The sequence below is a fragment of the Jejuia sp. G7-7 genome, from assembly GCF_055808955.1.
Map to the genome: position 1 here is coordinate 205,611 of NZ_JBVVSZ010000002.1, position 21,432 is coordinate 227,042.

Annotated in this window: 19 protein-coding genes; all 19 read right to left on the reverse strand. The window is 34.6% G+C overall.

Annotated features, from left to right (window positions below; all coding sequences use genetic code 11):
- Window positions 1-6: 6 nt before the first annotated feature.
- Entirely contained in the window at window positions 7-561 is a 555-nt protein-coding gene (locus AC0L5U_RS11070; protein WP_473416472.1) for a peroxiredoxin-like family protein, read from the reverse strand.
- Window positions 562-763: 202 nt separating this feature from the next.
- Window positions 764-1,270 (reverse strand): helix-turn-helix domain-containing protein, encoded by a 507-nt coding sequence (locus AC0L5U_RS11075; protein ID WP_473416473.1) that lies wholly within the window; start codon window positions 1,268-1,270, stop codon window positions 764-766.
- A gap of 409 nt (window positions 1,271-1,679) precedes the next feature.
- Window positions 1,680-1,961, reverse strand: a complete 282-nt coding sequence (locus AC0L5U_RS11080) for a DUF983 domain-containing protein (protein ID WP_473416474.1) — start codon at window positions 1,959-1,961, stop codon at window positions 1,680-1,682.
- A 135-nt stretch (window positions 1,962-2,096) separates the two neighbouring features.
- Complete coding sequence (locus tag AC0L5U_RS11085) at window positions 2,097-2,705, reverse strand: TetR/AcrR family transcriptional regulator (protein WP_473416475.1); 609 nt, start codon at window positions 2,703-2,705, stop codon at window positions 2,097-2,099.
- Window positions 2,706-2,749: 44 nt separating this feature from the next.
- The gene (locus AC0L5U_RS11090; RefSeq protein ID WP_473416476.1) at window positions 2,750-3,418 is read right to left on the reverse strand and encodes a DUF2461 domain-containing protein; all 669 of its coding nucleotides are present in this window, start codon (window positions 3,416-3,418) and stop codon (window positions 2,750-2,752) included.
- A gap of 13 nt (window positions 3,419-3,431) precedes the next feature.
- Complete coding sequence (locus tag AC0L5U_RS11095; protein ID WP_473416477.1) at window positions 3,432-4,166, reverse strand: hypothetical protein; 735 nt, start codon at window positions 4,164-4,166, stop codon at window positions 3,432-3,434.
- Window positions 4,111-4,644, reverse strand: coding sequence for a hypothetical protein (locus tag AC0L5U_RS11100; protein ID WP_473416478.1), 534 nt, complete (start codon window positions 4,642-4,644; stop codon window positions 4,111-4,113). The genes AC0L5U_RS11095 and AC0L5U_RS11100 overlap by 56 nt, the downstream gene beginning before the upstream one ends.
- A gap of 2 nt (window positions 4,645-4,646) precedes the next feature.
- The gene (locus AC0L5U_RS11105; RefSeq protein ID WP_473416479.1) at window positions 4,647-5,423 is read right to left on the reverse strand and encodes an outer membrane lipoprotein-sorting protein; all 777 of its coding nucleotides are present in this window, start codon (window positions 5,421-5,423) and stop codon (window positions 4,647-4,649) included.
- Between the two features lie 125 nt (window positions 5,424-5,548).
- Entirely contained in the window at window positions 5,549-7,888 is a 2,340-nt protein-coding gene (locus AC0L5U_RS11110) for an efflux RND transporter permease subunit (RefSeq protein ID WP_473416480.1), read from the reverse strand.
- Between the two features lie 282 nt (window positions 7,889-8,170).
- Window positions 8,171-8,797, reverse strand: coding sequence for a TetR/AcrR family transcriptional regulator (locus AC0L5U_RS11115; protein WP_473416481.1), 627 nt, complete (start codon window positions 8,795-8,797; stop codon window positions 8,171-8,173).
- Window positions 8,798-9,112: 315 nt separating this feature from the next.
- Entirely contained in the window at window positions 9,113-9,757 is a 645-nt protein-coding gene (locus tag AC0L5U_RS11120; RefSeq protein WP_473416483.1) for a T9SS type A sorting domain-containing protein, read from the reverse strand.
- Entirely contained in the window at window positions 9,757-9,963 is a 207-nt protein-coding gene (locus tag AC0L5U_RS11125; protein ID WP_473416484.1) for a hypothetical protein, read from the reverse strand. The genes AC0L5U_RS11120 and AC0L5U_RS11125 overlap by 1 nt, the downstream gene beginning before the upstream one ends.
- Window positions 9,926-11,050: a family 16 glycosylhydrolase gene (locus AC0L5U_RS11130; protein WP_473416485.1), complete on the reverse strand. Its 1,125-nt coding sequence runs from the start codon at window positions 11,048-11,050 to the stop codon at window positions 9,926-9,928. Before AC0L5U_RS11130 ends, AC0L5U_RS11125 begins: the two co-directional genes overlap by 38 nt.
- Window positions 11,051-11,105: 55 nt before the next feature.
- Window positions 11,106-12,701, reverse strand: a complete 1,596-nt coding sequence (locus AC0L5U_RS11135; RefSeq protein WP_473416486.1) for an alpha-L-fucosidase — start codon at window positions 12,699-12,701, stop codon at window positions 11,106-11,108.
- A gap of 234 nt (window positions 12,702-12,935) precedes the next feature.
- Window positions 12,936-14,864, reverse strand: a complete 1,929-nt coding sequence (locus AC0L5U_RS11140; RefSeq protein WP_473416487.1) for a CRTAC1 family protein — start codon at window positions 14,862-14,864, stop codon at window positions 12,936-12,938.
- A gap of 80 nt (window positions 14,865-14,944) precedes the next feature.
- On the reverse strand, window positions 14,945-18,295 hold the full coding sequence (locus AC0L5U_RS11145) for a VCBS repeat-containing protein (RefSeq protein WP_473416488.1): 3,351 nt from the start codon (window positions 18,293-18,295) through the stop codon (window positions 14,945-14,947).
- Window positions 18,296-18,397: 102 nt separating this feature from the next.
- A complete protein-coding gene (locus AC0L5U_RS11150; protein ID WP_473416489.1) occupies window positions 18,398-19,447 on the reverse strand; it encodes a hypothetical protein in 1,050 nt (349 codons plus the stop codon).
- 134 nt (window positions 19,448-19,581) lie between these two features.
- Complete coding sequence (locus AC0L5U_RS11155) at window positions 19,582-19,842, reverse strand: hypothetical protein (RefSeq protein WP_473416490.1); 261 nt, start codon at window positions 19,840-19,842, stop codon at window positions 19,582-19,584.
- Window positions 19,843-19,867: 25 nt separating this feature from the next.
- Window positions 19,868-21,424 (reverse strand): RagB/SusD family nutrient uptake outer membrane protein, encoded by a 1,557-nt coding sequence (locus tag AC0L5U_RS11160; RefSeq protein WP_473416491.1) that lies wholly within the window; start codon window positions 21,422-21,424, stop codon window positions 19,868-19,870.
- Window positions 21,425-21,432 lie beyond the last annotated feature (8 nt).

A 21,432-nucleotide genomic window follows, 5' to 3' on the forward strand; every position in this document is an offset into this window, starting at 1 on the left:
ATTTTATTATACTGTTACTGTTTTTTCTTTTAAAATATTTAATAGCTCGGATGGTTCGAACCTAGTCATATAATTTTCTTCTAAGTGTTTAAAAACAACCTCAAAATTATTGTTAACCACGTAAACACCTGGCACAGGTAATTCAAAGTTTAAGTTGCCGTGAAACTGCTTTAAGTCAATGCCAAAGTTGGCATACTCACGTTTCAAATCATCGTTTAATGTAAACACGATACCTAAGGACTTCATAAATTTAGCGTCCACATCGCTTAAGACAGGAAAGGACAAATTATTTTTATCAAATGTCCTAGTGTTGTTGTCTGGTATCTCTGCACTAATAGCTACAATAGAAGTATTCAAATCATTAAATTTTGACACTAATTGCTCGTAGGCTCTTAACTCCATATTGCAATAGGGACACCAGCCACCTCTATAAAAATTAAGTACCAAATAATTATGCTGCAGATAATCACTTATTTGCTTCTCATTTCCATTGATGTCAATAAGCGTTGCGTTGTTAATTTTTTCGCCAACTTTAGTGGCATTGTTTTTTAAATCACTCACTCGCGATTTCGTCTATGCCATCTAGCAATACTGTTGCTATTTGTTTAGGCATTCTAGCAAAGCCTGCTTCGCTAATTTGATGTAATTGTTCTTGTAATGTCATAATGAATTATTTTATGACACAAAAATACGAGCAGCACTAAGGAATGGAATATTCTATTTAAACTTTAAAATAGTCAATATGTAACTTTATAAAACCACCCTAAAACTTACTCGGTGTAACACCTTCATATTTTTTGAAAAAGCGTATGAAGTTTGAAGGTTCTTGGAAACCTACTTTAAATGCTATTTCTTGTGTAGTATATTTTTTCTCAGATAGGTTTCGCTTTATTTCTAAAAGCAGCCAGCTATCAATAAATTTTTTAGCAGTAACATTACCAAGTTCTTTACAAATTTCATTCAGATATTTATAGGACACAAACATTTTTTTAGCATAAAACTTAGCATCATGACTATCTTGATAATGCAAACTTATTAACTGTTTAAATTGAATAAAGTGTTTAAATCGCTTACTCTCGAACACCTCATGTTGATAAACCGTGAAGCGTTTTATTTGTATTAGTAGTGATAAAAATATGTTTTTTGCAAAATCTGATTTCAAGTTTTGATTGCTGCTTGCTTGCATATTTTCTAGAAGTTGAATAAAAGGTAGTAGTGCAGAAATATTTTCTTCACCAGCGAGTAAACTTTGCGTATTAAATAAATGCAAAAAGTGAAACAGGTCCTTTTCTCCAATATTATCAATGATAAACGACTCTTTAAAAGAGATAACATATCCTTTGACCTTTTGTTCTTTTTGAAAAAGTTGACCTGATTTTTTACTAAAGGAACAATGACTCCGGGCGATAAGATAAGCTCATTAAAATCAACATTATGCAATCCTTGACCCTCAGTCACAATAATTAAAGCGTGAAATTGAATTCTATGACTTAAAGAGATGTCAAAATTACTTAGCCTACATCTATCGTATAACTCCGCAATAGATATAATCTCAAAATCAATAGGTTGATTTATAAATCTAGTAAATCCTATATCTTCAATTTCTGCCACTTTAACTATTAGTTACTTTTAGTTTTAAATTAAATCAATATTTACCAAACCGAAGCTAATTAGCCGTATTAATTTTTCAAAACTGGGTTTACGGACGCTTCCTTTCTATACTTCAAAAATAGATTTATCCAAATATTTCTTCCTGTTCGAGCGACAATGGGATAAAGTGAGAATAATGAAGTCGTAATGAGTACAAAAGATCCGAAAAGACCTATACCCAAAAGAAAATGAGCAAGGGTAAAAACTAAAATACTCAATAATACTCCTAAACCATAACTCACATACATTGCTCCAAAGAAAAATGAGGGTTCAATTTTATATTTCTGCTGACAATGCGAACACTCGTTCATTCATTTTAAATACATTTTCCAAATGATAAGGGTTCTTATCCTTATACATAGATTCTGATTGGCATACCGGACAACTCCCTGTCAATATACTATATAACTTTGTTCCTTTTAATATTTTAAACATAATTCTATTTTTTAAATTGTTAAACCTTCAACGGTTGTGTTTATAAATTCATCATAAAACTCTTTACCTGTTTTCCCTAGGTAAGCCTCCAATTGCTGTTTTCTAGTTTCTACCAATTGAATAATTCCGATTGCCATACCCCAAAACATAAATGTTAAGGCATTGCTATCAACATTTTGCCTAATCGCTTTACTTTCAATAGCTTCTTCAACTACCTTATTTATGTACCTTGATATGGCTTGTCCTGTATCTGCTAATTCCCCAGATTCTTTTAAACCAGTGTTTTGCTCATAAAAAGTAATAAGTTGATGATATGGCTGTTGTTCTTTGAAATAATAGAAGTCAGCTAAAAATATTCCTTTGATTTTGTCGATTGAATGTTCTTGACCTTCTATATATTTTTTAAAATATTCCAACATTAATTTACGGGCTCTAATTGCTAGATTACCGATGATTTCCTCCTTATCCTCAAAGTATAAGTATACCGTTCCCTTAGCAACCTTTGCCTTTTTCGCAACCTTACTTATGCTTAAAGACTCCAAACCTTTCTCTTGCATAATGCTATCTGCTGCATTAAGTATAGTATTGTACTTTTCTTGCCTGTATTTTTCTCTCTTCATTTTCATCACTATTAGGTTTATTAGATTATGGTGTTGTTATATGTTTATACACTCGTTGCTTTTTCTAACCACTTTACAAGCGGTTGGGCGGTTATAAATGCTTCTTCCACTATATCAGGAAGATTACCCTTGATTAGTTTTTTCGGGTCTGGTTTTATATGAGCGTTAAAACTTTTTCTGCGTAACAAGTCAACATTCGGGTGGTCTACAGGGAAACCTTTTGGTGCTCTCTTAAGTTGATGTTCGTCTGGTGCTAACCCACCAAATAATGTCTGAAATTTCTTTTCAGATAGAATATCTAAAAGTTCTTGGGCATCATAGTCTATTGCTTCACGAACACTCTGCAACACCTCTTTTTCTGGACGATACAAACCACTGCCCATAACAGTAAATTCTGGACCAAAGGCAAAGAAAATTTTAGATATTTTCTCTTCTCGTGTGAAAGGTGCACAGGAAAAATTGGTTCTATAAATAGGCTTATCCTTATGAAACATCCTGTTATTCGTTATTCTCATAATGACATCCTTAGGGCCAAATTGCTTAAAGAATGGGTCGTGCTGAGATAGACGCTCCAAAATAGCCTCAACTTCATCTAACCAATATTGTTTTGCTGTATGATAGCGTTTTCTATTCTCATCCATCCACTCTTTTGAATTGTTTTTCTTTAAATCTTCAAAGAAGTCCCAGACGTATTGTTTTCCATTTATATTCATAGTTTCTATAGTTTTAAAAATATTTTATTAAGGCAATCTCAAAGAAGGAATCTTGTTGAAATTGACTTACGAACTCTCTGTTGTCCGCACTTAAAAAGCCTTGCCCAGTCGCTTCAATTTTAAAGCTTTCTCCTAAACGTTGACAATATTCTAACCGAATTGATTTTGTGGATTTGCTCAAATCTTGAAATACACCAAAGAGAAGCTCTGTTCCAGCTACATTATTAAACTCTAATCTACTGGCAATAAAGAAATCGTTATCTAAAGAAGAGAAAGATAGTTCTCGTCTATTATCATAGACATATTCACCAAGTACACCTATATTCAGTCCTTTGCCATTTACGTTTCCAAAAGTATATTCTACACCACCTGTCATCGCAAAAATATTATCTATATTGGTGTAATCTCCTACTCTGTAAACCGACTCTAGCTTAAAAAGTGCATTACCAACAATGTGTTGATAATCTACCCCAATCTGATTGACCACAGGATATTCTAATCCAAATCCATTTTCATCAAAAACAACAACAGGCTCACGAGCATTTCCATAGAAGTAATGAAAACCTAAATCTGCATCACCAATGTAATGCGACCAGCGGAATGCAAATGATGGATGCCATTCTTCATTATCAGACTCAAATGAAATTTGCTCATCTGTTGGGATTTTTTCTGGACGAAGCCTACCAGATTCATTACCAAACTCTAGTGTTCTTGTGTAGGGGAGTGCAAATGCAGCTGAAAGTTCCAATATCACTTGTGTAAGAAACTTGTACCATTGGTTGACCCAATTTTTCTTCACCATCAATACCCTCTAAGAAATCAACTTGATTAATGACATCTACCAGATGAACACCTTCTGTCTTCCCCCAAAATACTTTTTTCACACCTGCATTAAACTCCCAGTTACCACTATAGTATTGGTAATATAGTTCCCTAACATCCCAATGCGTTCTGCTATCGCCATTAATATCCCACCTAGCAAAGCCTTCGAAAATGATATTACTTTTTCCCTCGTCCCAATCGCACGTGAATTTTGGTCTTACAAATAGTCCATGGTAAAATTGTTTCTGCCCATTAAATGCGCCTTCTTCAAAGAAGGAGGTAAAATCTAGTCCAAGTTCTAAATCGAAATTAAAATTACCTCCGTCCTTTTCTGTTTGCGCAAACAATGGTGATGCTGCAAAAAACACCACCATTGTTACCGCTATATAAACTAGATTTTTCATTTTTACTTACTTGCTCTTTTAAGGCTGTTCTGTGTAAAATCTTCTTCAGTTACAGTAGCTTCAAAGTCAAAGTTGCTGAACAGTAATCTTGTCTCCTTATTAGACTGATGGTTTACTACATAAAGCTCTCCGGGTCTCCAATATTTTCCTTTGAACTTCTTGTAATCTAGGTGTTGCATTGTTTTGAGCAATGTCCCCTTTCTATCATAATATTCTACTTTCTCGATACGGTAAGATTGGTCCAAATTGTAATATGCCACGTGCTTGGAGTAACCCGATTTTTCATCAACAGGATAACGTTCCACGACAGCTACTTTTGCTCCATTAAGTGTTGATTCTTCAATGTATTTGTACGTGTATTTTTCAACTTCTTGCGACCCTAAATCTTCATATGACAGTTCACTACCCATAAAAGGTCCAGATTTGTTGCTTGAACTTATCCTTTTTACTCTCTTAATTGAAGGTAAAAACAGCCACTGGTCGTCTGAATCTGATTTATGTGAAAAGGTCAACATTGCCGTTCCTTTTACATCTCTTGGGTTCTCAAAGGTGATTAATGACTTATCACCATCACCTTCGACCTCTAAAATCTTGGACGCTATTTCTCTGGTACTCTCTTGTCCATTAGCATTTTTCAGTATCATTTTGAGGTCGACCTCATATCCACCAAATCCTAAATCTGCTTTATCTGCTGCCTTAGCAACTTCTAATCCTTTGTTCTGTGCTGTAATGCTAGTAATCATAAATACCGCGATTACGATTAAAAATAAATGTTTCATAATTTCTCTTTTTTACGTGTTTTTATATTTAAATATTTGATTTGAGTACGCTTTACCGCTTCGCTTTCCCTACGGTTATTAATCTCGTAAACTCGATTTCGCGAAAGCGTACTCTTTTCTATTAATTAATGTGTTAAATGTGCTTCTGTAAGCTTCTCACCCTTTTTACCATCTATTAAAATCAGCATTGCCGGTAGTAAAAGGAAATCAATTAATAATGCTGAAATCATTACGATTACTGCAATTTGAGCCATAGAACTATTCAATAAAAAGGTTGATTGCCCCAATACCATAAAGCCAACTACCAATATGACTGTTGTTATCATTAATGCCTTTCCAACTGCAGAGAAGGCATATACAACGGCATCTTTGCTATTGTAGCCCAGTTCTCTTCTACCTCGTAGATATTTTGTAAGGAAGTGAACAGTATCATCTACCACGATACCTAAAGTCATACCGAACACGACAATCATACCTGTATTTACCATTCCAGAAAAGAAGTACCAGAATCCAAACCCAATAATTACGGGTGCTACATTTGGGATAATACTCAACAAGCCAAGTTTCACATTGCGTAATACGATGATGAGCAGTAGAGAGATTAAAAACAAAGCAATAATATTTCCTTTTGTGATACTATTGGATTGTCGTTCCCCCAAATAAGCAAACATTAATGTGGTACTTGACCCTAATGAATGCATATATTCCGGTGTGTTATTAGCTAGCCAACTTTCTATACGATTGTTTAGAGCAATCATAGATTGTGAAGGCATATTTTCTGTAGTAACAGTCACCCTGGTTTCACTTTTATCGACGTTCAATTGATTATTTAAATCCAGACCAAATGGCAAGGACATCTCATAGAGTAATAAATACTGCGCAGCTTCATTTCTTTCTTGGGGAACGGTGTAATATTGTTCTTCATCCCCGTGCATAGATTTATTGACACGTCTGGCTATTTCGGCATAGCTATTAACGTGAATCACTTCTGGTTGCTCTTTTAACCAATTTTCAAATTTTGCAAGGTTTGATAAGTATTCTGGGTTAGAAATTCCACCAGATTCTCCAGAACCAACAGAGTATTCTATATTGTACATTCCTGTAAGGTTTTCACCGATGTAATCTGAATCTTGTCTAAAAGTTAAAGACTCATCGAAATACTTGATAGCTTCGTCATTCAGCACATTTTTACTTGCCAGGAATCCCATTGCAATCATAAATACGGCAAGACCTCCTACAATTTGTTTTGGATAGTTAGAAACCCAAATACCTATTTTTTCATAGAATGTGATTTTTGAAGTATATCCTTCAACTTTCTTTACTTTGAATGGTAAAATATGTATTAGTGCTGGAAGCGTGGCTAAAGAGAATATAAGCGCCCCTAACATACCAACCGCCGTAATATTACCTAAATCCCAATAAGGAGGTACATCACCAAAATTCATACTTAAAAATCCAATAATGGTTGTTATACTGGTTATAGCAACAGGCATTATATTTAGCTTCAAACTTTCAGTAATTGCTGATTTCTTATCATATCCCTCCTTCATTTTATTAATGATGGTCATAAGAATATGCACACTATCGGCAACAGCAAGTGTTAGAATAATAATTGAAAATTGTGATGATGGTGGAGTCAGTTTAATACCAGCTAGTCCCGCAAATCCGGCTCCCATAGAAATAGAAAGTACTATAACCAATAGACTCGCAAATGTCCCTGTTACGCTTCGGGTTAATACGGCTATCAAAATGAGTACTACTAGAAACATTATTGGAATTAATGTCATACTGTCTCCAGAGGCGGATTCAAAAAATGCAGTATTCATTGGTACAATCCCAGTAGTATGATATTCAAATGTTGGGTGATTTTCTTTCCACTTGGCTAGCATCGCCCTTACTGCTTCAGATACCTCCGCTTGTTCAGCATCCGAATCTCCAGGTAATTTAATGTTGATGTTAATGGCTGTTACAGAACCTTCTTTATTAATAAGTCTGTCTACCAATAACGGCTCTGAAAGTGCGATAGACTTAATATTGCCTAATTCTGCTGCTGTTAACGAACTAGCATCTTCAACAAGGTCAGAAACATATAGGTCGTCATTGTCCGCCCTTGTATGTTGAAAATTGGTCAAGGCATCTACACGTGAATTATAAGGAATCTGCCACGCATCTGCTGTCATCTTTTCAATAGCAGAGAGATTTTCATTTGTAAACAGATTACCATTCTCAGGTGTTAATGAGATAATAACACTTTCATCTTTAGTGTACTTCTCTTGTAAATTGTCAAAAGCCTCAAGCTGTGGATTAGTTTCACTAAAGTAGGCGTGATAGTCGCCATCAAATTTGAGGCTTTTTGCACCGCCACCAACTGCTAGTCCGAGTATAATGGTAGCAATTAATACGACCCATTTACGTTTCTCAATAAAAGAAGCAAATCGGTCTGCAAATTTCTTTTTTGTTTCCATTGTAATTTTATTTATGACCACTGGTCAGTTATTGATTAAAAAAATATGACCATCGGTCATTCTGAATGCAAATATATGTGACCGATGGTCATTAATATGTTAACAAAAAGTTAAATGTTTAATTTAATTTCATTATAGTTAAACAAAATAAAACTATAGAAAATCTTTATATGTTCTGACTGTTAACTATAAATGTGGTTTTTGCACCCTTGTTTCCATTTAGTATTGGAAACAGTTATCTAAAAATAGGTACAAGAAAAACTGAGTGAGAATTACCCGATGCTATTTTAAGCTATCCATAATTGTAGAAACAAAAAATTCAAAAAACTCTTCAGGGGTTTTGTTTAAGGCATAGCCCAATTGCTCCTTTCTAGTCTGTACGAGTTGCATTATTCCTACTGACATACCCCACATCATAAATGTTAATGATGCGCTATCTAAATCTTGACGGATTGCTTTCTTTTCTATTGCCTGGTCAACAATACTTTTTATATAAATTGAAATTTTATTTCCCATTTTTGCCAACTCTCCAGTTTCATTCAAGCCAGTATTTTGCTCATAAAACGTAATCAACTGGTGATATCTTTCTTGCTCCTGAGAAAAATGATAATCAGCCCAAAATATTCCTTTAACTTTTTCAATTGGGTCTTCTTTGTCTTCTGTATACCTTTTAAAATAGTCTAGAAATAACTTTCTAGCCCGAATCGCGATAGTGCCTATTATTTCCTCTTTATCTTGGAAATAGAGATAGACAGTTCCTTTAGCGATATTAGCTCTTGACGCCACTTTGTTAATACTTAGGGAGCTTAGACCGCCCTCAAGTATTAAATCTTCGGCTGCATCTAGGATAGCGATAGCTTTGGTCTCCTTAAGTTTACCCTTTCTATATTTTAGACTTTCCTCTTTCAATTTAACAAACAAACATTTTCGGTCAATTTAATAAAATTAGGTGCTAATTCTTATTAATTCGTGACATTTTTAATGGGATGTCCAAAAATGCAATATTCTTAACCATTAAGTGCAAAATTTGCAAAGTGTATTTGAAGTTGCCTTTTAAGGCAATGTGTTTTACCTTTAAATAGCTGTAATTTAATATTTGAGATTTATATCTTCCTATTCTGAAATAAGTTAATAAAATGTTCTCCCTTTGATGTAACACTTGTTGACTAACCTATCAGCTATTTCACAAATGCTTTAGAGATTTTTTTAATAGAATTGACCATACTAAATCTTAACAAATTTCAAAGTTTTTTTATTTTCAAATTGGATAAAATACAAACCTTGTTTGAGTCGGTTTATTAAGATAGATTCGTTTACCACGTAACCTTTTTCAATTTCAGCACCATCAACTCTATATATGGAATAAACAAGACCATTAAGCTTTTCATCAGAAACATGTAATAAATCGTTTACTGGATTGGGATAAATACTTAACTCATTTTCTATTTGAGTTCTTTTATCAATTGAAAGAATAGCTCCATTTCTAATCACCAATTCTTGTTGATCGATAGTATTAGAACCATCTCCTCCTATTGGTCTTAAATATAATTTAAAATAGTAATTCTTATTTGGCTCTATACTTGTACCTAAACTAAATACATTGTTAAAATAAGCATGCCCCGCATAAGCCGAAATAGTAGATACGTCAAGGATATTACCCAATTCATCTTTTAACTCAAAATAAAGCTCCCTATCTTCATTGGTTTGGTAAAACATCTCAAATTGAAATCCTGAGTTTGATATTGAAAACGTCGATTTATCAATTTGAATTTTCTCGTTATAAATTTGAATTACCGGACTGTTTTCAGTATCGTTTGGATCTGGATTGGTCTCTTCCACCATAAAATCATCAGCATAGCCTTCATCCATTAAATTAGGCGCATAAAAAATATTTTTGCACTACCCGTGCCATCAGTTGTAAAAACTAATTCTTTTTTAGTAAATGTTGGATTTGTGATATCAAGGGATAATTGCCCTCCAACTACACCTTCTTTAACTCCAAGAATTATTTCCCCTGAAACAATTTTTGCATAACAACTAAGTTTGTACTCTGTATTGGGTTTTAGTGTAACCACTTGCAATCGCTGATCCTGCTCCAATTATATGAAGTCCGTAGTTCCCTGTATTTATATGAGAGCCATCTGAAATTACCTCATGATTATATGGAGAAGGCCAACCACCCCAATTATTTAAATTCCCCGTTTCAAATCCCCCATTTTTCACAATGGCATTGTCTTCATCTTCTACATACTCATCTAAGGCGTTTACTAATTTGTATGATCTTACCCAATCATAATAACTTGTATTTTTAGAGTCATCCCCTAATTCTTCATCTGTTGGAAGTGAAACCCATGGAAAAGGGTAAGTTTCTGTTACCATGTGTAAATTCATTGGGCGATCAAAAGGTTTATTCTTTACAGTAGAATTAAAATCTACCGCTAATGGTGTTTCTCCATCCAAATAAAAAGTAGCTTTTTCTTCATCATGCCACCAGCTCCCATAAACATAAAACTGATCTGAAGGTAAGGTTCCATCTATATCATGAACAATTTCATCCCCACGTAAATCATTAACATCTCCAGTACAGTCTGTATACCAAAAATGCGTATTGGAGTTCATTCTATTAGCAAAATAAGAACCTGAAAAATTGCCTGTTCTACCAATCATTTCCATGATATCCAATTCTAAACCATACTGATCATCGCAAGGTGTTTCATTTAATGAGACATTATTATGAGTAGAGAGCCAAAACGTTGTTGACAATGTTGTCTTTGAGACCCTAATCTTACTTTCATAGTATCCAAAACTAGCTTCATTTGATTTTGAAACTACCGCTCCACAAGCAATATTATAAGTTACTTTATTTCCATTCCACATGGTCACAACAGTATCTTTAGCCATCTTAGCCCCCTTTAATACCAGCATACCATTTTCAACACTTACCTGAGAAGGCAAAAATATACCAGGAGGCCTCCCAACCCAATTTGGATGATAATTATACCATTTAGTTAAATCTAGCTCATCTCCGTTAAACTCATCAGAAAATTTTTCATTTATAACCCATCTTTTACCCAAGGGAGGTTTTGGTGGTTGCGCGTATAGTTCTAATCCGAAAAATAGAATCACAACTACAAAAGAAATTCCCGTAATATTACATCTCATTTTTATGATTTTAATATTTTATATATAAGCTATATCCACAATAAATTAGTTTAATTTATTTTTTCGGAGACTTTAAACTTATTTTTAGTGTATGGGCAAAGTTGCCCACCTTCATATTTGGCAATTCCACAACTAGAGCATCATCATCCTGTTTCCATTTTATTTTTTCTGTAAACCCGAGTAATTCCAAGTTTTCTATATGTATAGCACCGTATTTTGACAACTTACCCAAGCTTTTAATTTTAACTTGATTGTTCTCTGGCCAATCCATAATAAAGGCATATAATTTATTTTCTTTAGAAGTGAAGCGAATATCTTTTGATGTTAATTTTCCGTTGTTTGCTTCAGAATGATGACCGTTTTCAACCTTAGTAGGTCCTTCTCCAAAAGTCTTCCAATATTTCGTAGCATAAATGGCTTCGCCGTTAACATGCAACCAATCACCCATTTTAAGAAGTACTTCCTGTTGGTCCGGTGGAATAGTTCCATCTGATTTTGGACCTACATTAAGTAAAAGGCAACCATTTTTACTAACAATATCTATAAGATCATCAATTAATTCGTCTGCATTTTTAGACTCCCAATTGGTCACGTAGCTCCAAGAATTCTTTCCTATGGAAGTGTCTGTTTGCCATGGCAATTTTCTTATACCAGGTAATTTACCTCTTTCAAGATCATAAATCACAGTCCCCTCAGGAAACGCTTCATGAGAAAAGTTCTTGTCTTGCAGCACTACTTCTTTCCCCCATTCTAAACCTTTATTGTAATAGTAGGCGGCTAGTTTTGGTCGGTATTCCGCAAAATCAGGAATATCAACATAAAAGTCAAGCCAGAATATATCAGGTTGATAATTATCTATAACATCCTTTGTTCGCTTCCACCACATTTCTTTAAATTCTTCTGAAACCGGTTCGGTTAAATCCTTTCCTTTAGGACTATATAGATCTGAATAAGCAGGGTTCGAAGTGTCAAAATGATCCTTTTTATTGTAGAATGACCAATTAAACGCATAATGGGAAGAAGCCCCCATTATCATTCCTTTACTCCTACCTGCTTTAAACAATTCTCCTAACACATCTCTTTTAGGCCCCATTTCAGCTGCATTCCAACGCGTTGTATTAGATTTATACATAGCGAACCCATCATGATGGTCCGCAACAGGGATTACATATTTTGCCCCAGCCTTTTTAAATAAGTCTATCCATTCATTAGCATTAAAGTTTTCTCCCTTAAACATTGGAATAAAATCTTTGTAACCAAATTTCTTAAGATTTCCCCAATGCTCTTTATGGTGGGAATGAATACCACTAGGACCAGCTGACTGATGCTTCAACTGTGCTGAAAATGTCGCCGTGTCCATATACATTAATCTGGGATACCATTCAGAGCCATATGCTGGTACAGAATAAGCGCCCCAATGAATAAATATGCCAAATTTTTGTTCGTTAAACCATTCTGGATCTTTATAATTAGCCTTGATTGACTCCCAATTGGGTTCAAATTTTTTATCCAAAACCAGATCGTTCTCAACTTTTTCTTTTGCTTTAGAGAAACATGATGAAAGCAAGAGCAAACAAATCACACTTAACAAAAAGGAAGCAGAATCTAATTTAATATGTATTGAAGTTTTGACTTTATTTGAAGATAACATAGTTCTAAACACTATTTTTTTAAGTTTAATATGAGTTTGATTTATGTAAATATATTTTTTGCTGTCTTTATTTTTATATAGAAACACATTCCATGAACAACTGCTTACGCGCAAAACAATGGTATTTTACATTAAAACTCACAGGTATATGAACAACTCTTGTTTATTTGTTTGAAATTCGACCGCAACGATAACTTTTTAAGTAAACCTAAAAACAATATGGCATAGTTTAATTTATGGCAAAAGCGCTTTTAGATAAAAATTCTTATTAGCTATTTTTACTCTGAAAAAATAGATACTCGGGTTTTTATTTAATCTGTTAAAAATAGTCGTCCCTAAAGTATGTTCTCCACCCTGTTTAACTCCTTTAAAAAGAGTCTGTGTTCTTCCTAAAATATCTGTAGCCATAATTTCCACTTCAGCATCGGTTTCGAGACTGAATTTAATAACTGATTTATCTGTAATAGGGTTTGGGAATAGAATGGGTTGAACAAACTTTTTATCTGTTATATCACCTTCTCTATTTTTACTTACTACCAATTTAGTAAAGTGGTGAATGCTGTCCTTACCTTTACTATTGTAAGTAATCGTTTTATAAATACCAGCATTCTTTTTAAAAGGGTCACCAACCCTTATACTATCACCTTCTTCAATGGTTATTAATTCATTTCTTAATTCTATCCAATCACTTTCACCTTGAATTAGTTTTATAGATATATTGGTGGGTACGTTGATATAGGTGTCTTGCAAACCTCCCAACCAATTCACTTGTAACTCATCCACAATTGTATTTTCTCCAATACCAAAGTGTGTTGAATTGGCATGACTAGATAGATAGCTAGAGCCGCCATCAACTTCCCTGATTAGCTTTTCTCCATCTAGTACTGCAGAAATATGGCTGCCAGCTCCATTAATATTTGTTGAAGTACCTTGTAACGTTACTTTTAGGAAATGATTATCTGTTTGAATATCATTTCTGTATAGTAATGTACGCGGATCAATTGATTCACCATTGGCCACGTTACCTAATAAAACATCTAAATCTCCATCGTTATCTATGTCCGCACAAGCTAATCCTCTACAATTTTTTGGAGTATTTACATTCATTGCTTCGGAGACATCTTCAAAATTACCATTACCTGTATTCTTATATAATTTGTTTTCTTGGTTTTGGTTAGTTAGTTTCAGGATTTCTCCGTTAGCAACGAACAAATCCAAATTAGTATCATTATCATAATCAAAAAATACGGTACCCCAGCTTGTACCTTCTTTGTTAATTAAATTTTTATCATTACTAATATCTTGATAGGACAAACCGCCTCCTGTATTTTCGTAAAAAGGATTGTCACTCATATTGGTGATATAATAATCTAAATCTAAATCTTTATCAAAATCTCCAATGGCAACACCCATAGCATTAATGCTGGCATCGGCATTGGCTTCCTTAGCTATTTTTTTAAAATTAGGAATGGGGTATTGATTAATATAAAGTTCATTAGGCAGAAACTTATATCCAAAATCGTTTGCTACCATAATATCAGGATCACCATCACCATCGCAATCAGTAAATGTGGTAGCTAACCCACAGCCAGCATCAGCAACACCATAAATTTCCGCCACTTCTTTAAAAACATTATCTCCCAGGTTTTGATAAAGGAAATTCTTTTGCCCCCTTTCAATATTCATATCAAATGGTGGGTTTACAAAATCTACGTAATTAACCACATAAATATCGAGAAGGCCATCCAAATTAAAATCTCCTACTGATGCAGAAGCACTCCAAGCTATATCTAAAATTCCTGCATCCTTTGAGATATTATTAAACGTACCATCTCCATTGTTTCTGTACAATAAATTAGAAGCTGCTTCATTGGTGGTAACAAAAAGATCATCATATCCGTCATTGTCAAAATCACCTACCACAACCCCCATACATACTACATGTGTGGTTAACAAGCCCGCCTCTTGGGTAATATCTGTAAATGTGCCATCCCAATTATTTTGATAAAGCGCATTGCTGTATTCTCCACCAATAACGAAAATATCTTGATAATTATCATTATTAAAGTCTATAAACGCCACACCTCCACTCATCATACGTTCATCATGGGCATAGGCTGTAATTTCAGATGTTTCTGCTATTTCTACAAACCCTTGCCCCATTAGGAGTGCGAGTGCTAACAAGAGAAAAAAGAGAAACTATATATGGAGATTGTTCTTTTCATTATTACTGTTTTTTTAATCTAAAGCGAATCTTTGGCAGGTTTTTTATCAACTTTAAAATATTTAATCTCGCCATCATTAATAGCCACTAATATACCTTTAGCACCGTCTTTGGTATGCTCTATCAACTGAATATCCTTTACATTATAGGGCACAAAGAATCCGCTTTCAAAGGGCTTTAACACATCAAACCCTCCATTCTCATTCCCTTTAATAAATAATCCTGGTGAGGCATCAGCACGAGTTGTTTCTACCTCTGCACCAAATTTATTTCCAGCCAATAACATGTCTAAATTCCCATCACCGTTAAAATCTTTTGAAACAATGCCATTTATTACAGAGAATTGTGCTTCCATTGGCAAAGGCTTTATCTGCAATGTTCCATTGTTATTTTCTAAAATAATGCTGGCAAACATGTGTGCTTCATATTTTAAAGCTTCATCTATTTTTTTCTTACCTAAAATTTCTTGCAGATTAGATTTTGCAAACTGATCATAGCTTCTAAATTTTTGAGTTAAGCCAGGTATTTGTTGAGATGAACAATCTATTCCCCTAATAGGTACTACGTTGTCTTCATTAAATTTGGCGAGAAAAATATCGTTAGTCCCATTATTATCAAAATCATTCGCATACACTAAAAAAGGCTTTTTTTCTGACGCATTGAATTTGTAATTCAGCCCAAGATTTCCAACAATATAATCGGTATCCCCATCGCCACCATAATCAAAGGGCTCTATTTTATTCCACCAACCGCTGGTTTTAGAAAGTCCGTATTCGTCTGTAATATTTATCCATTTGTTGCCATTAAATCTAAATATGCTAATAGGCATCCATTCTCCTACAACAATGAGTTCATTGTATTTATCACCATTAATATCTGTCCATGTTGCCGAAGTTACCATCCCAACTTTGCTTAATTCTTGAGCAAGAGTTTGTGTTACATCTTTAAATATTCCATTATTATTTTCTAAAATATAGGATTTGGGAGCAGATGGATATATATTGGGTACCACTCTACCTCCAACGAACAAATCCAAATCGCCATCATTATCATAATCTAGAGGTATGGCACAAGAACCACTACTAGAAACTATAGGTAGGTTAGCTGATTTAATATAATGTCCTTGACCGTTATTGAGGTAAAGTCTGTCTTGAAAATAATCAGGAACATCTGTTAACTCATTGCCCCCACTAACTACATATAAATCCAAATCGTTATCCCCATCGACATCAAAAAACACACTTCCCACATCTTCGTGTCTTTTATCATTAATAAAAATAGTTTGCTTGGTTTTTTCAAATACACCAGTTTCATTTTGTGTGTATATGACTCCTGCTTGCCCCATAGCGCCTCCTACAAAAAAATCATCTAGTCCATCTCCGTTAACATCTGCAACAGAAATGCACGGACCACTTTGAGATAATTTGTGGGGTAATAAAATTTGGTCTTTATAATCATCATATTCATTTTCTACATGTCTGAAGGGCTGTTTTATGGCTTGCTTCGTTTGTTCAGTAAATAGTATTTTTTGAACGTTATTATCTTTATTTTCTATAGGCTGAATGGCTTCAGTGTATTTGATATCCAGTGTTTGATTGACATCTACGGATTGTTTTTGGCTTATTTTGCCATCATTCCATTGCACTTTAATATGGTCTATCTTTTTGGATTTACCCACCCCAAAATGAACAATTGGCTCTACTGAAGACAAATAGCCCCTAACCGTTTTAAATTCATGAAACTGAGTTTTACCATTGTAATGTATACTTACTTTAGCCCCTAAACCCGTGATGTTGCTTTTTGGCCCGTTTAGCTTAATTTTAATAAAATTGTTATCAAGTTCGTTTGCCTTGTTTTTATATATAAATGCCTGCCCTTCTAAATTATTGATTACAATATCCAAATCGCCATCATTATCTAAATCAGCTACCGCAGCTCCGTTTGAAAAACTATCAGTATTAAGTCCCCAATCTTTCGTTTTTTTTGTAAAAGTATAGTCCCCATTATTTTTAAAAATGTAATTAGGAAGTTTATTAGGCTTATAAAGGTTGATAATATATGCTGCATTTTCCTCATTGGAACGTTTCTTAATGGTTTGACTTTTCATATACCTATTAAAGAAAGCATCAACATCCTTATCCCAAACATCTCGTCTATATCCGTTGGTAACCAGTAAATCACGGTATCCATCGTTATCAAAATCACTTCCCAAACAAGACCAACTCCAGTCGGTTTTGTCTATACCAGCTAACTGACCTATTTCGCTAAAAAAACCGTTGCCTTGGTTTAGTTGCAAAGTATTGTGCATATATTGTGTATGAAAACCATTGTTCTTCAAATTTTCGAATTGAGGTATATCCATAGAAGCCATAGTTGTTTTAGAACGGTAATAATCCTCAGAAGTCATATCAAGCTCTATAATGTCCTCAAGTCCATCATTATTGATGTCAACCACGTCAATACCCATGGCATAAAAAGACGTATGGTTAGTATAGTCTTTAATACTTTCTTTAAATTTATTATTGCCTTGATTGATGTAGAGATAATCGTTTTCCAAATAATCATTTGAGACTAAAACATCTATTAATCCATCACCGTTAATATCAGATGTGGCAATACCTAGACCAAAGGAAAAATTATTGCGTATACCAGCTTCAAGCCCAATTTCTTTAAATTCTCCATTATCATTAACAAATAATTTGTCCCTATAAAGATTATCTTCTTCGATTTTACCCTTTAGCACCTTTTTATAACCTAAAAAGAATTCATCAGGGCGGTTAATGAGATACATATCCAAATCGTTGTCATTATCCATGTCAAAAAACGATGCCATCATGGAATAGCCATTGTCGTCAAGCCCAAACGCTTTTCCTCTCTCCATAAACGTTAAATCTCCATTGTTTATAAATAGGCTGTTTCTTCTGTTTTTAGTTTCAGATTTTGGACCGCCTTTACTAATGTACAAATCTTGAAATCCATCGCCATTTACATCGGCCATTACAACGCCATTGCACCAGCCATCATCATCTGAGACCCCAGCCTTTTCCGTGATGTCTTCAAACTTGAAATCACCTTTATTGAGATACAGTTTATTTTTCACTTCATTTCCTGTAAAGTAGATATCTGATAGTCCATCGTTATTTATATCTCCAATAGCAACTCCACCACCATTATACACATTTTGAAAAATCGCAAAAAAGTTGGTGAAATTTTCCTCAACATGGTTATTGAAGGTAACGTTGCTGTATGACGCATCAATTAGTTCAAATAAGGTCATATCAATATTATCATCAATACCAGCCTTAACATCTGGTTTTTTAGATGTACACGCCATAAGGCAACAAACAAAGAAAAACTGAACTGTTTTCATTAAAAAAATAAATTAAAACAAAGAAGCCCATCTGAGGTTATGAATGGGCTTCTTATAAACTAAAACTAACTAACTCAAACTTATGAGTAAAAAAACAAAATATTAATCTGCTCTGTACAATTTTATATCGTCAATCCATACAGTGTAATCCTCTGTTGCCCTTAATTGTTGGTAATAGTACCTCGGTAAGGCATCAACAACCTCAAAATCATAAGTATATAATGCCCATTCAGTTGTTAAAAATACATTACCAACATCGGCTTGCGCCCAACCATTAGCAAGTGTACCAATAGTTAACCTTTTTCCAGCAACAGTACTTTTTGCCCAAACTTGAACCTGATATTTACCATCAGGAAGTACATCGTCTGCAGTAGACCATCCTTTTGCTTCAACTCCCCATCCTTCAAATCCTACATCGTTGAATAACTTTATTTCTAAAGACTTATTACCTGAAACAGCCTCAGTATCAACTACTACATAATCGTCTCTGTTAGCTGTTCCATTCCAAGCACCCCAACCAGCAGGAAAAACACCCACATCATCATTTTCAAAACCGCTGTATGCTACACCATCACGGGTACCAAATAAATTAATGATATTGTTTTCTACTGGTAAGCCAGATATGCCTCCTAATACCGCTGAACCATCGGCAGCTTCAAGATTTCCATTATAGTTAACTGCAATATCAATATTACCTTCCATAACATTGTTGTCTAACGTTAAGATTATTTTTGCAGCATCAGCTGGGTCTAATTCAGCAGAGGTCAAACTATATTCTTGACTATTTACTGTAACCATAAAATCATCTTTATCACTAGTATCTAGTGCTTCAACATTCGTTGCATAAACTAAGTGGACTTCTTTTCCTACTTTAGAAAGTTTAGCCGAAACTGGATTAATTACTGGAACATCAACAATATTGATCAACTCTTCCTTAGTTATCGTCATACTATCTGGAGGAAAGCTTCTTACGGCTTTAAGAGTTACATTAAATTTACCTACATTAGAATAAAATATACTAGGCTCCTCTAGAGTACTTGTTTCCGGCTCACCACCTTCAAATGTCCACTCAAATTTATCAAAATCCATTTCAGCTCCAGCGTGATCTAGACTTCTGGATAGATTGTTGAATTTTATAGTACTTCCAAACATTGCCGTAGTTTGGTCTGGGGAAAAGTTTGCAACTACTGGATTCCAAATTTTAACATTAAATCGTCTTTCGTTTATTTCTCCAGAATCATCTGTTACTTCAATATCAACAGGATAAGTTCCCGGGTTGGGATAGGTTACAGAAACCTGAGCTTGATCTGATGAAGATACAGACCCCCCTCAAATGTCCACATCCTTGAAACTACCGCCTTAGATGAATCAATAAAAATTAATTGATTTCCTGCTGTAGTGATTCTTTTATCGGCAGTTGGCTTAAAAGTAGTCTCTCTAAAATCAAAAGCATTACTACCTTCATCACAACTAAATGCCACAAGAATCATCAAGCCTAATAATGCTATTTGTTGTAAAATTCTAATTTTCAATTTATTTAATTTCATGTTACAATATTTTAAATTATTTCGTTTAATACCCAGAATTCTGATTCAATTTAGGGTTTCGATCTAAAGCACTTAAAGGTATTGGCCACCGTAACTTGTGAGATGCCCAATTAGGTGCTGGATTAGGAAATGCTCCACCTATTTGTACATCAATTCCCAATATAACCTCTTCCATCTTTCCAAAACGAATTAAATCTGCTTTTCTCCATCCCTCAAGCATGCCTTCAAGCCTTCGTTCATTTAAAAGCGCATCTGTAATTTCATCTGCCCCTGCCAAACTACCAAAATCAACAGGTGTTGCATTTGCTCTATCTCTTAGTCTATTAACAGATTGATCCCAAACTGCTGCGGTTAATTTTCCTTGACCGTGTAATGCTTCAGCATACAATAATAATACATCAGCATATCTTATAAATGGATTATCAAACGGCGTGTCATTCGCATAATTATTTGGTTTTTCTGCATGCCATTTCCATCCAAAAAATTGTGCTGGGTTTGTAGTACGTTCTACTTCAGGGTCATCAGTTGCTGCTTCTTCTGGAGTATAATCGTTGGCATTGTGGTATGCAATATTATTCCACCTACGTACATCCTGTCTTTCATAAGCCGCTTCTAAAGTTGGATTTACGAAATGAGAACCCCAACCAGCACCGTTTTCTAAGGCTCCTCTTGGCCCCGCAAAAGTACTAAGACCTCCTCCTGATTGAAGTCCAGGGCCATCCATTCCCCAAGCAAAAACAATTTCTTCGCTCTGTTCATGATTTAAATCGAAAACCCATTTGTATTCATCCAAAAGGTTGTAAATACCACTTGAAATAACGGCATCTAATTGCGTTTCAGCTAATGCAAAACCAGAATTATCAAATAAAGGATACCCCGTCATTTGTAAATACACCTTGGCCAACAACGCCTGAGAAGATCCTTTCGTTGCACGTCCGCCGCCTTGTTCTTCTTCTAAGACATCAATCGCATCTTTTAAGTCTTGCACTATTTGCTCGTAGATTTTATCTGGTGTTGTTTGCTCTACATTTATATTATCAAGTCCTTCGGTTTCCTGAGTTAACAAAGGAATATTTTCCCAAGCTTGTACCGCCCAAAAATACAATGCCGCTCTTAAAAACTTAGCTTCACCAATAATCCTTGCTCTTTCATCAGAATCAATGGACGTATCGCTTAAAGCACCTACTTTACCAATTACACTATTACATTGGTTAATAGCTTTAAAACTCTTAGACCAATGACTGTATAAAACAGGTGATTGTGCAGAAATAATATGTTGGTGAAATTCCCCATATACTTTTTCCCATACATATGGCACCATCTCATCTGTACCGTAGATACCCCAGTGATTAGCCATACCTGTGCCTCCTAAGGAATTCTGGGAACCATGGCTTAAATTATCTCTAGTAAGATCGTAAGCACCGTTTAAATACAACTCTGCCGTTGGCAAATCTGTAACTAACAAACCTGGATTGGCAAACGTCGTCGGTTTTTCAGCCAAAAAACTTTCATCTTCGCATGCCACTGATACTAGAGATAACAATGTTACAATGGCATAACTTTTAAATTTATTTATTTTCATATCTATAT